Origin of the sequence: Bradyrhizobium sp. 160, assembly GCF_023073735.1 — a bacterium.
Lineage (GTDB): Bacteria > Pseudomonadota > Alphaproteobacteria > Rhizobiales > Xanthobacteraceae > Bradyrhizobium.
In genome coordinates this window covers 1-14,433 of the sequence record NZ_JADPKD010000030.1, presented here as the reverse complement: position 1 = coordinate 14,433, position 14,433 = coordinate 1, and the positions used below count along the sequence as shown (strand labels likewise).

5 protein-coding genes and 2 pseudogenes are annotated in these 14,433 nt (G+C 57.0%); 2 read left to right on the top strand and 5 right to left on the bottom strand.

What is annotated here, in order from left to right:
* Window positions 1-54 precede the first annotated feature (54 nt).
* A pseudogene (locus tag IVA98_RS12520) lies at window positions 55-661 on the top strand (3-methyl-2-oxobutanoate hydroxymethyltransferase); the annotation flags it as partial.
* Window positions 662-1,115: 454 nt separating this feature from the next.
* Here the strand turns inward: IVA98_RS12520 and nolL are convergent.
* The 4 genes from nolL to IVA98_RS12495 form a co-directional block, all read right to left on the bottom strand.
* On the bottom strand, window positions 1,116-2,237 hold the full coding sequence (gene nolL / locus IVA98_RS12510) for a nodulation factor fucose acetyltransferase NolL (protein ID WP_247354906.1): 1,122 nt from the start codon (window positions 2,235-2,237) through the stop codon (window positions 1,116-1,118).
* 1,047 nt (window positions 2,238-3,284) lie between these two features.
* Entirely contained in the window at window positions 3,285-4,547 is a 1,263-nt protein-coding gene (ectB, locus tag IVA98_RS12505) for a diaminobutyrate--2-oxoglutarate transaminase (RefSeq protein WP_247354905.1), read from the bottom strand.
* Window positions 4,548-5,750: 1,203 nt separating this feature from the next.
* The gene (locus IVA98_RS12500; protein WP_247354904.1) at window positions 5,751-6,140 is read right to left on the bottom strand and encodes a response regulator transcription factor; all 390 of its coding nucleotides are present in this window, start codon (window positions 6,138-6,140) and stop codon (window positions 5,751-5,753) included.
* A gap of 91 nt (window positions 6,141-6,231) precedes the next feature.
* Window positions 6,232-6,861: a response regulator transcription factor gene (locus tag IVA98_RS12495; protein WP_247355029.1), complete on the bottom strand. Its 630-nt coding sequence runs from the start codon at window positions 6,859-6,861 to the stop codon at window positions 6,232-6,234.
* 966 nt (window positions 6,862-7,827) lie between these two features.
* Here IVA98_RS12495 and IVA98_RS12490 point away from each other — a divergent pair.
* Window positions 7,828-13,392, top strand: a complete 5,565-nt coding sequence (locus tag IVA98_RS12490; protein ID WP_247354903.1) for a trifunctional serine/threonine-protein kinase/ATP-binding protein/sensor histidine kinase — start codon at window positions 7,828-7,830, stop codon at window positions 13,390-13,392.
* A 784-nt stretch (window positions 13,393-14,176) separates the two neighbouring features.
* Here IVA98_RS12490 and IVA98_RS12485 read toward each other — a convergent pair.
* Window positions 14,177-14,433, bottom strand: a pseudogene (locus tag IVA98_RS12485) (hypothetical protein); the annotation flags it as partial.

Here is a 14,433-nt window from a genome sequence, read left to right as displayed (position 1 = left end):
GCTCTCCAAGGGGAAGGCCATTTCCAGAGACATGCGGGGCCGGATCAGATCGACATGAGCCACACTTCGCAGCTGCCGGTTGAACGCGTCACGATTCCAGTTCTGCAACGACGCAAGGAGGAAGGGCGCGCCATGGTGATGATCACGGCTTATGATGCGGGTAACGGCACGCATCGCCGATCCTGTCGTCGACGTCATTCTTGTCGGCGATAGCGTCGGCAACGTATGCTTTGGGTTTGATGACCACTTTACCGGTCAGCATGGCGACGATGAATCACCACCTGGTCGTGGTCGCGCAAACAGGGCCTGGCGCCCTGCTTGTAGCTGACATGCCGTTTCTCAGCTTTCATCTCAGTTCCGACGACCCGATATGCAACGCTCGAGGCGTCCTGCAGCGTGGCGCAGACGCCTCGAACTTGAGGGAGGGGCAAGCGTGTTGAGATGATCCGGGCCTTGGTGAATTGCGAAATTTCCGTGATGGGTCATCTTTGGTCTCACACCACAAAAGCGTGAACGCGATGGGCGGCTTCAAGGTACAAGTTCGGAACGTGGACGATGCCCTACGCCTGCTTGACGATGCGCGCCAGCTACAGCAGCCGGATGCTTTGCTCTTGTCCTCGAAGGCGCCCCGGCCGAGCTCGCTGCGCGCGCGACTGAATCTGAGCACAACTTGCTGGCGATGAGTAATCGCGTCGCCATCTCATCGAACAAGAACGGCTTGTTCGTTGCTGAGGGCCTTTTACTTCGGGCAGCTGCGGGCCGAGAGGAGGTTCGAACGACTGGACTCTCGGGTTCAGTACGGCACTCGAAGAAACATCTCGCTGAGTGTGATTTGATTAGGTTCGATCGCCAGATCTGGGTCGAAACCCGGCGGCTGGACGACTGGTGCAGCGAAGCTAATCTCACGACAGTCGATCTTATGGACGGAGGCAATGGGCTGAGTTCGCCGGTGCCATACAAACCTGATCAATACACGCTTCGATGGGGTTGCTCTTATGCCGATCACCGGCTCGACCGGCGGCACGCCGTCGACGTCGGATCTGGGTTCGAGCGCTATTCCCGCGGCGTCACAAGCTATCGCCATACCCTGCCGTACAAACGTCAAATGCATACAGCTAGTTCATTGCAGGTTTGGCTTGCGGAAGACCAGAGCGTGGCGGCATTCCAAGGACGAGCTGCGACAGATATGGAACGCCGCGAACAATCGAGCGCACCGTTAGCGCGATCGCAATAATCGCGGCCCCGAGCATACCCGCGATGATCAACCGGGTCGTGAGATCCCAAAGTTCTCCGAACTGTACGAAATCCATGAGACGGAACACGGTACCCTGGACCAGGTAGAGCAGCAGCGTGGTCTGGCCCAACTCCACAGCGATAAAGCGGGCAATTCGATTTGAATGGCCAACGCTCCAGCATTGCAGCAGGAGTTCGATAGCGATTGCTGAGGCAGCTGCAGAGCCAACAAACATCAGAAGCACGTTTTTAGCCGACCGAAAATCGTGAATTACCCCAAGATTATTGTAGACATAGGTATCCTTGCCCCAAGCTAGAAAGCATACGCAGGTCACTATTGAGAGAAGTAAAATTAGGAGCGGCTTGTGATGTCGCGATGTACGCGTCCATCGCTCTCTCGATTGAGCAAGCAAGAAGCCGAAGCAGAAGAACGGGTAAGTGAATCTGATCAGGGGTGATATGGAGAATGTCAGAGGCGCGAGTGCGACCAGTATGGCTAAGCCAGATATGACCCACGATTGGTGGTTTAGCCTGGTAGAAATCTTGAGGAGAAGGTAGGAAACAAACGTGGCCCAGATGAACCAGTATGTGCCAGCGAAATCGTCTACAAATTCCAAAAGTCCGCTCGTTAGGCTGGGCGCGCGCCACAATGCCGCCAGCTTAGCTGTCTCCATGAACGTCCACCAAAACAGCATCGGCAGCAAGAGCTGCTTCGCACGGTCGCTGGCTGCTCGAGTGAACGACTTTTGCAGCAGTGATCGAGAAGAAAGATATCCGCTTATCGCCATAAAGAGCGGCATGTGAAACATATAGATCGATTTGTAGTACGGCGAATACCAAAACCCGTCGTCTCGGTAGATGACATACTGAATCAGGTGCCCAACGATCACCAAAACAATGAGCGCACCTTTCGCGAAATCTAAGCTTAGATCTCGATCGTTTGCCTCTGTCGTGCGCGAGCTCGGCGCGATCGTTCCAGTCACGCGTAGCAATGTATCAAACATCTAGATATCTGTTGTTGATGAGCCGGCGGCCCGTTGTCCGCTTCTTCTGCCTCATTTTTGATCCAAACGAAAGGTGATGGCGGGAGTTTTTGGAACGGGAATAGTCAGGCCATTGAAGATGGAGCTGGCTGAGCGTCTCCGAATGCCTCGCGGAACTTTGTGGCAGGGCAGATATCTAATTTGAGATACTGGTGTAGCAGTACGGGCACGGCATACTATTTGCAAACGCGGTTCTGGGAGGAAGACTGTCGCGCTCAGCCTTCCACTCAGCCCGACGCATCTCGGACCCGGCAGATGCGTCGGGCTTCTTCGGTTGGCCCAGTTGACATTTGGTCCGTCACCTTCGCTTGCCGCCGAGGCGCTCACGCCAAATAGGGGCTTCTGATAGCTGAACTCGAGGACTCGCCCGCACTTCCGCAAATGCTTCGTCCACCGCGCCGGCCGCCGGCCAACCAGCCGGTGTGTGATATCTCTCGTGATGGCGTTGCTCTCCTTTGGAATCAGCACCCCGAGCCTACCGGCTCAAGGCGGCAACGCCGACCTCTTCAGAAATTCAACAGAACCCGGGACATCCCCACCGCTCGTTCCTTGACGGCTTTCGTCGCAACGCCGGCCGCCGGAGTGATTGTTGCTGCACCTATGCTGTAAACGGCTCAGGCTGGATCGCTGCTGCACAATCTACGGTCCTAACAAAGTCCGCACCCGTGCGGCTGGGCACGTGGCCACCAAGAAGCTATACCACACCATTTGACTCCATTCCGCTGCGAGCTCACCTTGGGCCGACCTCAGAGTGGAAACTTAGATAAGCCAGCTGGACCAGAATCGCTCGCGACTGCGAGGTTCTATGGTCAAGGTGCTGCTCGCACTCACGTGTTGTGGATCAAGGAGGGCAGCAGGCGTTCTCCGCGCATCAGCCGACTCGGCGGGTCACAGATAGTGTTGGCCTTCAGGCTTCACCTTCATGATCATGGCCTCAAAACTCCTGACCATTTCGGCGTGTGCGGCGATGCGGTCGCTAGCAACAGTTTCTCTCGTGTGCCTACAAGTTTAGCTTGCTCGGGCTGAATTCAACGTTTCGGTCAATGACTCCTCGAATATGTCGAGGCCTTGTCCCAACGTTTCTTGCTCGATCGTAAGTGCAGGCAAGAACTTTACAACCTGATCGGTCGGTCCGCATCGCTCGATAATCAATCCCTTCTCAAACGCTCTATGTGACGTCGCCTCTGCGATTTCGGTCGTTTTGCAATCGAATCCGCATACCAGGCCCCGTCCACGAACAGCAAACCTGTTTCCGTGCTGGTGCGCGATAGCATCGAGTCGACGCCGCGTAAATGCGCCCAATCGTCGGACCTGTTGCGAGAACGTCTGGTTGCGCCAATACAGATTCAAAGCCGCTTTGCCAGAGACGAGTGCAAGGTTGTTTCCTCGAAACGTCCCCGTGTGCTCGCCTGGTTCCCATGCGTCAATCGCTTCTTTGATCAGGAGCATCGATAGTGGCAAACCGTACCCACTCAGCGATTTCGACAGTACAACAATGTCTGGCGACAACGCAGCGAACTCGAAACTGAAGAACTCGCCTGTACGGCCACAGCCCATTTGGATATCGTCAACTATGAAAATAGCTCCGACCTCTTTTGCCAAAGCCTGAATTGACTGCAACCATTCCTCGCCGGCGACGTTAATGCCTCCCTCTCCTTGCACGGTTTCGACGAGAATGGCGGCTGGAAGATCAGTGCCACTGCTCTCGTCCATTAATACCTTTCGCACGTAATCCGCCGCACTGTGAGCGGAGCCAAGATACCCATCATAGGGCATGAACGTTGTGCCGGATAAGGGAATGCTGCTGCCTTTGCGGTAAAAGCGGTTACCGCTCGCGGCTATGGCTCCCAAACTTTGGCCGTGATATCCATTCGTGAAAGAAATGACGTTGTGACGTCCTGTGATCTTACGCGAGAGCTTTAGAGCTGCTTCAATAGCGTTAGCTCCCGTAGGCCCCGTAAACTGAAAGCGGTAGGAAAGATTCCGTTCACGAAGGATGACAGAGCTAAAGGTCTCCATGAATTCGATCTTTGCTGGAGTGGCCATGTCCAAGCCGTGGACGACCCCGTCCGACTCCAGATACTCGCTGATTGCCGATTTGATCTCCTGATTGTTGTGGCCATAATTTAGCGCTCCAGCGCCGGACAGAAAGTCAATGACCTTTCGGCCACCCTCTGCGAACATAATCGAGCCGCGCGCCCTGCTGAAGACAGCAGGAAAGGAACGTGAGTACGAGCGCACGTTGGACTCTAGCATTTCGACTGTCTTCATTCTGTGCGGCTCGTGTCCTCCAACCATGTGGTCGTCTCCTCGACAAGAAAATCTGTTCGACGAACAAGCGCGCGGCCAACATCGTACAGGATTGGCAGACCACGAGCGCACAGTTCCGGCGGCTCTCGGCGTCCTTTCGGCTATGCGTAGGGCGTCTGAAAATCAGCTCCAACGGCTTACCCGAGAACCAGGCGGAACAAAGCTACTATGTTTAGTAGTTTCGTCCCCATCCAGCGAGGGCCCCGGCTAAGTCGTCCTTCGCGGGCAAACTTGCTTAGCCGCGCGCGATTGAAGAATTTGCGCATACTGCGCGGTTAGCTTGGAAACGGGAAGTATGTGGGCCGAAAAATTTCATCGCGACCAGAGCGGCCGATGCGCTCCGGCGACGGCGGCCCGCCAGGCGGAAGCGTGTGTTGGATGCTCACGCTCACGGTCCCGCGAGTAGAAGGGACACGGCCCCGCAGATCTGGCCCGGCGCGCGGGCTTATCGCGCGTCCAGAGCCCCGCTTTGGGCCTTGCGTTTGGCCGGACCGGCGCGGAGAGTGGTCGGCGTGGATGCGTTCGGCAGCAAAGGCGTTGGGCTTGAAATCGCTTCGACCAGTGGCATTTGTGTTGCCCTGCAGCGGATGCGTAGGTTTTGGGTGCTTCGGCCCGCCGAAGGCTGGGAGCGAACGCAAGTTCGCGAGTGTGGCGTACACCACTCGATCCTGCGAAAGCCAACGTCGCCAAAATGCGATCTTGGTGGCTTTTGTGAATTCCGCACCGATCGTTTCGACCGACTGCGTGATTTTGGCCGCGATCGCCGCGCCTTTCCTCCCACAAACTCCGGTGCCCGACCTATCTGGAGCGGTCGCACAAGTTTCAGGTGAGTTCTTTGTTCTAACGAGGTACTGCCGGCAAGCCGCTGCCGTGGCACTTTCGCGCTAAGTCAGCAAGGATCGTAGCACTGAACGTAGGGCGCTCCTTCGTTAAAGCGAGGAGGGCCTCGCCTCGTCTGATTGCGCGATCATACCAGAGGCGCTTTGTCAGGAGCCCGACGAAGTGTTTCAACCAGATGCCGAAACTGCAACAACAACGACAGGAATGCGGCAAGATCGAAGGGCGAGGATCGCCACTGGCACGCGGTAGCACGGGTAATCGCGCATTGATCGACATCGTAAGCGCCGCGCAGGTGCGGCTTGGTCCAGACTGCTTCCCCATCTTTCACGCGTTCGTTCCACCAAGATGCTCGCTAAGCGCTTCATCGACGCAGGCGATCAACTCCAGACTGGCAAAGGGTTTGGCAAAAAAGCCGGTTACGCCGGCGCTCAACGCGCGGGCTCGCGTGCGATCATCTGCGAAGGCAGTCATCAGGATGAATGGCGCAGCGTGGCCCTGGGCCCGCATCTGTTCCAAAAGTTCAAAGCCGCTCATCATGGGCATCTGCACGTCTGCAATGACACAGGACGTATCGTTCAATTGAGATGACCGCAAGAATTCGTCAGCCGATGCAAACGTACGAACGTTGTGACCCTGCGATTTCAAAAGGTTGTTCAGTGCGGCACGAATCGAAGGATCGTCGTCGACAACGGAAATAGTTGAATACCTAGACAAGACGACCCGTTCTTAGTTGGGCGAAGGCGCTGGCGGAAGCATGACGGCCAGCAGAAGGATGCGCTTGCACGACGAAATTGTAAAACCATACCTAGGTTTGTACCCTGAAACGGTCGGTCCCAATTCCCAGCCTCTCAGTCATCCTGATCAAATCGGCCAGCGATCGAGCTCCCATCTTCTTCATCACGTGACCCCGATAGATTTTGACTGTAATCTCGGCGAGCCCGAGTTCCGCAGCTACCTGTTTGTTCAATAAGCCGGCGGCGACTAGTTTCAATACATCCTGCTCTCGTGGACTTAGGGCCTCAAACAAGGACTGCAGCCTCCTGACCACCTTGTCTACACCTCGTCTCTTCCGATCCTGTTCGATAGCTGCGACTACGCCATCGAGTAGTTCCTGATCGCGAAACGGCTTGCTGAGAAAATCGATTGCTCCACTCTTCATGGCTTTGACAGTCATCGGAATATCGCCATGAGCGGTGATGAAAATAATAGGAATGTGAATCTTCAGTTTGGCTAACTCACTCTGGAGCTCAAGGCCGCTCAATCCCGGCAGCCTGATGTCAAGCACAAGGCAGCTAGGAACATCAGGGAGCTCGCTCTGGAGCATTTCCCGGGCCGATCCGTAAGCAACGACATCCAGACCGATCGAACGAAATAGGTTGACCAGCGATTCGCGCATTGAGAGGTCATCGTCGACGAGGAAGACGCGCGGCCTCACCTCCGGCCCAACGACATTTGCGGCTTCCTTCCGCGGTTCAGAGCGCCTGGTCACGATCAGAGCCTCACTTGTACGATTTACAGTAGAATCGTCGCCCTACTACGACCTTTGATTGACCACGTTGCCTTTCAAGGACTTTCGCGCAGTGCAAAGTTTGAGATTTTCCAGGTATGTGACGGGTCAGCCATTCGCGCCAGCGTGATGGTACAGGAAAGTCTAGCAAAAACCGCCCGACTGGTCGAGAACTGCCTTTCGCGTCTGTCCGCCGTCGCGTCGGATCGGCCCCGCGGCATCGATCAAACGATCAGCAGCGATCGAGAAGCACCGACTCCAGAACTTGAGGCGCTCGCTTTAGCATGGCGGCGCGTGTCGCCTGGCCCTCGCGAATGAGGCTGCAGCGGACGACCCATTATGCGGCTGAAGGATCAGAATGCCCGGCGCCTTGGTAGTTGAACGCGGGGGCGCGAGCTGAGCGAATTGGCGCTATCGTGCCTGTGCATGCGCCGATCCCGCCCGCGTTGAGATCGGCAAGCGGCGTAGACTATCGCACCCATACTAAGGAAAATAGACATCAGAACGAGTAGCAGCGGCATCAGCACATGAACTTTTCTTTTTCTCAGAGCGCCTGTGAGTTGCTCTTTGCGCGGTTGAGGAAAGCACCTCGCACCGACTTCGTACAACCTGACGCTAGGTGCGATTCAAGTCCTTTCCGTCATGTTTGTCGTAAAGATGCTCGAACGCGAGCTGCTGCAGGGGCGCTCACGTGTGTTCGTTCGGCCGGCGCGCAGGACTGGGCTGGATCGACACGATCGGGCCACGCATTGGGTGTGTAAGTCGCGTCTCGGGGTGCCGCGGTCCACTCTTTGGCGGCCTTAATCGGTACTCGCGCCGTTTTGCGAAGTCCCTTCACAAGCTCGCCCCATATGTGTCAGGTTTCGGCTCAGTCCTTATTGACCGGGCGGGCAAATGCCGCGGGACCCCCTCAGCCGAACACTGTTCGGCTCAAATGTCGACAGTGACATCCAGCCCCTGTGGGAGGACGGTGATCGCGCGTTCTGCCGTGCGAGGCAAATCCACGGCAGCAGGGCTGTCGTGCTTGCCGTGCGGCCCATCACGGAAGACCCAACGACGCTCGACCGCCTCGCCCATGAGTATGAGCTGAGGGAGGAGCTAGACGAGGCATGGGCGGTGCGGCCGTTGGAACTGATCCGGGAAGCTGGTCGGACTATGCTGGTCCTGGAGGATCCATGCGGCGAGCCACTGCTAAATTTGCTCGGGGTCCGTATGGAACCCAAGCGCTTCCTGCGCCTCGCTGTTGGTATCGCCAGGGCCGTGGGCAAGCTTCACCGGCACAGCTTAGTCCACAAGGACCTGAAACCCGCTCACATTCTGGTCAATTGTCCTGACGAACAGGTACGACTCACTGGTTTTGGTCTGGCTTCCCGTCTTTCCCGCGAGCGCGTGCCGCCTGAGCCTGCCGAGTTCATCGCCGGCTCGTTGCCCTACATGGCGCCCGAACAGACCGGACGAATGAATCGCTCGGTCGATTGTCGCAGTGATCTCTATTCACTTGGCGTGACATTCTATCAGATGCTGATCGGCGCGCTGCCGTTCACGGGCTCAGATCCCTTGGAGTGGATCCATTGTCATATTGCAAGAAAAGCAATCCCGCCCGTCGAGAAATCACAAAACCTCCCCCTGCCGATATCTCAGATTGTGATGAAACTCCTCGCGAAAACCGCCGAGGAACGCTACCAGACTGCCGCTGGCCTTGAGCACGATCTGCAACACTGTCTCGCAGCATGGGCCACCCACGGTCGCATCGACCCGTTTGAGCTCGGCACAGACGACGCACCTGATCGGTTGCTCATCCCCGAGAGGCTCTATGGCAGAGCCCTTCAGATCGAGGCTTTGCTTGCCTCTTTCGATCGCGCGGTGAAGAGCGGCGCGCCGAGGTTGGTGCTCGTCGCCGGTTACTCCGGCGTCGGTAAGTCTTCGCTCGTCCAGGAGCTACACAAAGCACTGGTGCCCTCGCGCGGGCAGTTGGTGTCAGGCAAATTCGACCAACTGAAGCGCGACGTTCCCTATGTGACGCTAGTGCAGACGTTTCAGAGTCTTGTCCGTCCTCTTCTCAGCAAAAGTGAGGGCGAACTCGCCACCTGGCGGCAAGCGCTCCGGGAGGCGCTCGGCGCGAATGGACGACTGATGGCCGAATTGATTCCCGATCTGAGCCTGATCATTGGCGAGCAGCCCGCGGTTGCTGAGCTTCCAGCCCGGCAAGCGCAAATTCGTTTCCAGCTGGTGCTTCGTCGCTTTATTGGCGTGTTCGCCCGGCGAACCCATCCTTTGGTGCTCTTCCTCGACGATTTGCAGTGGCATGATGCCGCAACGCTCGACTTCATCGAGGATCTCCTGACCCAGTCGGATCTGCATCTGCTGCTCATTGGAGCTTACCGCGGCAACGAACTTGATGCAGGCCATCCACTCAAACGCAAGCTCGACTCCATCAGGGGAGCCGACGTAAATTGCGAGGAGATCACGCTCTCGCCGCTCACTGCAGACGATGTCGCGCAGTTAGTCGCGGATACCCTTCGCTGCGGACCAAAACGCGCTGCCCCGCTTGCAAAATTGGTGCATCAGAAGACGATGGGTAATCCGTTCTTCGCCATTCAATTCCTTTCTGAACTGGCCGAAGAGCAGCTGTTGACGTTCGATCACGAGTCGGCGCGCTGGCGATGGGATCTCGAGCGTATTCACGCAAAAGCGTACACCGAGAACGTCGTGGATCTGATGCTCGGCAAGCTCATCCGCCTGCCCGAGGAAACGCAGGACGCGCTGCAACAGCTGGCCTGTTTCGGCAACATCGCCGGGACGGCGGAGCTTGCGATCGTGCTCGAAATTTCGCAGGAGCAGGTGCACGCGACCCTGTGGCCGGCGATCCGGCAGGAACTGATCGCGCGCCACGGAACAGCCTACCGCTTTCTCCACGATCGCGTTCAAGAGGCGGCCTACTTGCTGGTGCCAGAATCCTCGCGCGCTTCTGCCCATCTGCGGATCGGTAGGATGCTGGCGGCACACGTCCCTGCGCACAAACGCGAAGAGGCTATCTTCGACATCGTCAGCCAACTCAATCGAGGTGTCGCGCTAATTGCCTCCGGTCAGGAGCGTGAGCAGCTCGCAGAGCTGAATTTAGTCGCAGGGCAGCGTGCCAGGGCGTCGGCGGCCTACGCCTCGGCACTCACATATTTCACCCTCGGTGCTGCGCTGCTCGCGGAGCACTCTTGGCAAAGGCGCCACGAACTCGCGTTCGCACTGGAGACAAGCCGGGCCGAATGCGAATTCTTGGTAGGCCAGCTGGAAATTGCAGAGAGCCTCCTGTCCGTACTGTCGAAGCGCGCCTTGAACGCGCCCCAGCGAGCAACGGTCGCATGTTTGCGGGTCGATCTTTACTTGACGCTCGGTCAGCACGGGCGGGCAGTGCTCACAGGGCTCGAATATCTTCACGACGTCGGGATCGAGTGGTCGCAGCATCCGACGGACCAGGAAACATTAGCCGAATATCAGCGGATGTGGTCACAACTGCCCGACGCAATCGAGGATCTTGCTAGTTTGCCTGCAATGACAGATCAGACCACGCTTGCCACGCTTGCCGTCTTGACCCGGATTCTTCCGCCCGCAGGTTTCACGGACGCCAATTTATCCGCTTTGGTCATCTGCAGAGCTGTCACCATCAGCCTCGAATACGGCAACACTGATGCTTCTTGCGCCCATTACGCATGGCTAGGCCGAATCTTGGCCGGGCGCTTCGGTGACTACCAAGCAGCTGACAAATTTGGTCGTCTTGCTTGCGACCTGGTTGATCGCGGTGAGTTCTCCCGTTTTCGGGCTCCCGTCTATTTGGCCTTCGGGTGCAACGTCATCCCGTGGACGAAGCCCCTAAGAGGTGGCCGGGTTTTGATTCGGCGAGCGCTCGCAGCTGCGGTCAGCAGCGGCGATGTCATCTATGAGGCGTACAGCTTGCTTCATCTAACCTCAAATATGATCATGGCCGGAGATCCCCTGAAAGAGGTACAGAACGAGATAGAGAAAAGCCTCGCTATGATACGGAATAGAAAGGTTCAGTTTGCTGCTGATACCGTAGCCGCTCAGCTCGCAATCATTCGAAGCATGCGCGGCCTCACGCGCTCATTCGGTTGCTTCGATGACCAACAATTTGACGAGCTAGACGTCGAGCGATCGTTGGCACGCAGTCCGGAGCCGTCACCTAGCGAAACCATCTACTGGATCCGCAAACTTCAGGCGCGATTTATAGCCGGCGATTATGCTGCGGCTGTTGATGCTCGCTCCAAGGCGGAGCCCAAATTATGGACCATGCCGACAGAGCCCTTGATCGCGGAGTTTCACTTCTATGGTGCGCTGTCTCACTCATGTTATTGCGACAAGCCAGGCGAAAGCGAACAACACCAACATCGGGATATCATTGATGCCCATTACAGACAGCTGCAGATATGGGCGACGAATTGCCCCGAAAACTTTGAGAATCGGGCTGCCTTGGTCGGCGCTGAAATTGCAAGGCGGGAATACCGCGATACAGACGCAATGCGACTGTATGAACACTCAATCCAGACCGCAGCACGTAACGGTTTCGCCCACCACGAGGCAATCGCTTGCGAACTTGCAGCGCGCTTTTATGCTGCGCGCGGTTTTGACAGAATCTCCCGGGTTTACCTGCAGGAGGCGCGGCGCGGCTACCTTCGTTGGGGAGCAGATGGCAAAGTGCGTCAGCTCGACGAGCTGAATCCCCATCTCAACCATGATGAGACCACTCCTGCCGCGAATGGAATGAGGATCGGAGCTCCGGCTGAGCATCTTGATCTCGCGACGGTTACAAAAGTGTCGCAGGCGATTTCCGGCGAGATGGTTCTTCAAAAACTAATCGACACGCTTATGCGGACTGCCATTGAGCAGGCCGGCGCCGAACGAGGTTTGTTAATTCTGCTGCATGGAGGCGAGCCGCGGATCGAGGCGGAAGCCGCAACGGTAGCGGATGCGCTGCTTGTAAAGGTGAATGAACAGCCCGTAACTCCGATGGCACTTCCCGAGTCCGTGCTGCATTTCGTCCTACGTGTCCGCGAAAACGTCATTCTCGAAGATGCTGCCGCCGAGCCTTCATTTGCGGAAGATCCGTATATCCGCGAGCGCAAAGCGCGTTCTATTCTTTGCCTGCCACTGATCACGCAGGGCAAGCTGATCGGCGTACTTTATCTGGAGAATAATCTCGCCGCGCGCATATTCTCGGCTGCCCGCAACTCGGTGCTGAAAATGCTTGCCTCGCAAGCTGCAACTGCGCTGGAAAACAGCCGGTTGTACAGCGAAGTTCAGCAACGGGAGTCAAAAATTCGGCGCTTACTCGACGCTAACATCATCGGAATATTTATCATTCGCGAAGGAGGCGAGATCATCGAGGCAAATCAAGCCTTCCTCACGATGGTTGGATACGACCGAGAGGATCTCGTCGCGGGGCGAGTGAACGGTCTCGACCTGACACCGCCAGAATGGCACGAGCGCACACTGGATGCTGGAACAGAAGCAAAACGGACCGGAGCCGTTCAGCAGTTCGAGAAAGAGTATGTCCGCAAGGATGGCAGCCGCGTGCCGGTGCTAATTGGCCTCGCCGTCTTCGATGCGCGAGACGACCAAGGTGTTGGCTTCGTCCTCGACCTGACAGAGCGAAAGAGAGCGGAAGCGGAAGCCCGTGAAAGCGAACGACGGTATCGCGAGACTCTGATGGGGCTGGCACACGCCAATCGGATCACGACAATGGGACAGCTGGCCGCCTCAATCGCCCATGAGGTCAACCAGCCGATTGCCGCGATCAGCAGTAATGCGGGGGCGGGGCTAAATTGGCTCGGTGCTCAGCCGCCAAATCTGGAAGAAGTTCGGCAGACCTTCGTTTTGATCGTCCGTGACAGTATGCGTGCAGGGAACGTGATCCGTCGGATCCGCGCTCTTATGAATAAGGCTCCTATGCAAACGGAGCTTCTCGCAATTGACGAATTGATCTTAGAGGTGCTGGCCCTAGTTCGCGCGGAACTTGCGAAAAATGATGTATGGGTGCAAACGCGACGGACTGAGGCGTTGCCGCTCGTCCGCGCAGATCGCGTCCAAGTCCGGCAGGTGATTCTCAATGTGATCACGAACGCCATCGAGGCCATGAGCGAGATCAACGAAGGTGACCGCGAGTTACTGATCAGTGCGCGGACAGATGACTCGAATAACGTAGTGGTCACTTTTCGGGATACGGGTCCAGGACTTGATCCGAACAGCGCTGACCGCGTGTTCGAGGCGTTTTACACCACCAAGTCCGAAGGGATGGGCATGGGGCTGGCCATTTGCCATTCTATTATTGAGGCGCACGGGGGCCGGATGTGGGCGGGCGCCAATGATCCTCGCGGGGCGGTCTTTCAGTTCAGCATGCCGGTTGCGCCGGAGGGCGTGGATCGGTCGGAACAGGTCGCTTCACCGTCTTAGGCTCGAGTTCGATATCGAGCAGGGCGCTCCGGGAGCCCCGATCATCGTGACACAAGCGAGCGGCGAGACCTCGAGGATTTGAGACATTCGCGTTTCTTACTGCCCATCGAGGAGTGTTGGAGCGAGTGACAGCAACCTCGATCCCGCGGTCTCGCAGATTTTCGCGAATAATCAGAAGATCTACAGTCTGACCGTAACGTCAGATTCAGGACGCTTTGAGGGCTTCCTGCAAGTCTCTTGAGACTTGCAGGGCGTCAAGCGGAATCAGACGAAAGCTGCACACGCAGTGTTCGAGAGAATGACGGCAATCGCCCTCCAAAGCATCCTTGTTTGAGTCGGGAGAGCGACATTATTTACTTATAATGCATGCAATCGTCGCCTGTGGCTGCGCAGAGTCTCGGTGTGGCTGATCAGCTAGAGCCAATCCCAAGTGCTAAAGTGGTTTAGGAAGGGTTGCTTTGATGACAGTGGAGCCGGCGCAGCCCCCTTGAATCCGATCTCAATGCAGAGCATTCCTGTCATGCGCCCCGAAGCAGGCCCCGGATTGCAACCGTGTACCGCTCTTCTCCGGAGTTGGCCTCAGGGCCTCGCGCCGCTGCTGCCGCTCGCAATAGGCGACGCGCAAGCGATGGCGTCGTGTATGGTTTTCTGTGCTCTGTAAAAGCGCCTGACCCGAGCAGGAACCGACCGGCGTCGGCGCATCGCTGCGCAGAAGGAGAGCAGTCGAGGATATGGAGAAAATGCAGGTGATACCGCGTCGTTCACAATACGTCGTTCGAGTTCGTCATCCTTTCGCAATGAGGTGAGCCACACGACGGTCTTCGTCACGGTCGCTCTTCGATAACCCTTCGATGACGCCGGCGCGATCCGCCGCATTGCGGTTCTGGCTCATCTTCCGCGTGCCATCGAGCCGTGTAATTTGCAATCGCAGACCGACAATCCGTACGCCTCCGACGGGGGCCGTCTTGCGTGAGGGGTGGTAATTCGCGAAGCGTGTGACCTTAAGTCTAGCTTTAAGGTCATCAGGCGATGCGGGTCGAG

Bases quoted from the DNA above. Each gene is read 5' to 3' on its own strand.
- nolL (WP_247354906.1), bottom strand. From the start codon at position 2,237: ATGTTTGATACATTGCTACGCGTGACTGGAACGATCGCGCCGAGCTCG.
- ectB (WP_247354905.1), bottom strand. From the start codon at position 4,547: ATGAAGACAGTCGAAATGCTAGAGTCCAACGTGCGCTCGTACTCACGT.
- IVA98_RS12490 (WP_247354903.1), top strand. From the start codon at position 7,828: ATGCCGCGGGACCCCCTCAGCCGAACACTGTTCGGCTCAAATGTCGAC.